The sequence below is a fragment of the Pseudoxanthomonas dokdonensis genome (assembly GCF_001431405.1).
GTDB classification, from domain to species: domain Bacteria; phylum Pseudomonadota; class Gammaproteobacteria; order Xanthomonadales; family Xanthomonadaceae; genus Pseudoxanthomonas_A; species Pseudoxanthomonas_A dokdonensis.
On record NZ_LDJL01000033.1, the window covers coordinates 1 to 792 of the forward strand.

2 protein-coding genes are annotated in these 792 nt (G+C 60.7%); both read right to left on the reverse strand.

Features of this window, described 5'->3' with window-relative positions; translation table 11 throughout:
• Positions 1–137: alpha-E domain-containing protein (locus ABB29_RS16770; protein ID WP_211260775.1), on the reverse strand; the 137-nt coding region annotated here is incomplete at its 3' end.
• On the reverse strand, positions 137–792 hold a 656-nt coding region (locus ABB29_RS15915), incomplete at its 5' end, for a circularly permuted type 2 ATP-grasp protein (RefSeq protein WP_211260774.1). The genes ABB29_RS16770 and ABB29_RS15915, both read right to left, overlap by 1 nt.

The window sequence follows — 792 nt, forward strand, 5'->3', positions numbered from 1 at the left end:
GGCAGCCAGTTGAAATCCACCGACGGCGGCAGATCCAGCTGCAACTGGCTGCCGACGCTGACCAGACGCGCGGTATTCTCGGCGCGACGGATGTAGCGGCTGAACCAGTACAGATTGTTGGCGACTCGCGACAGCATCAGTGCGCCTCCGTCTCTGGCAGGTCAACGACCCAGGTGTCCTTGGCGCCACCGCCCTGTGATGAATTGACCACCAGCGATCCTTTTTCCATTGCCACCCGGGTCAGGCCGCCGGTGGTGACATAGATGTCCTGGCGTGACAGCACGAATGGCCGCAGATCCAGATGGCGCGCTGACGGCCCCTGCTTGGTGACGATTGGCGCAGTCGACAGCGACAGGGTCGGCTGCGCCATGTAGTTGCGCGGATTGTCGCGAATCAATTGCTTGAAGGTGCGCTGCTGGGCCTTGGTCGAGCGTGGTCCGATCAGCATGCCGTAGCCACCGGATTCGTTGGCCGGTTTGACCACCAGTTTCTCGATGTTGTCTAGCACGTATTTGCACTCATCGGCATCGTGGCAGAGATAGCTCGGCACGTTGGGAAGAATCGGATCCTGATCCAGGTAGTACTTGATCATCTTCGGCACATAGGCAAACACCACTTTGTCGTCGGCCACGCCGGCGCCCGGCGCATTGGCCAGCGCGACCTTGCCGGCGCGCCAGCTGCGGATCAGACCCGGTGCGCCGAGTACCGAATCGGGATGGAACACTTCCGGATCGATGAACATGTCATCGACTCGTCGGTAGATCACATCGACGCGCTGCGATCCGTAAATGG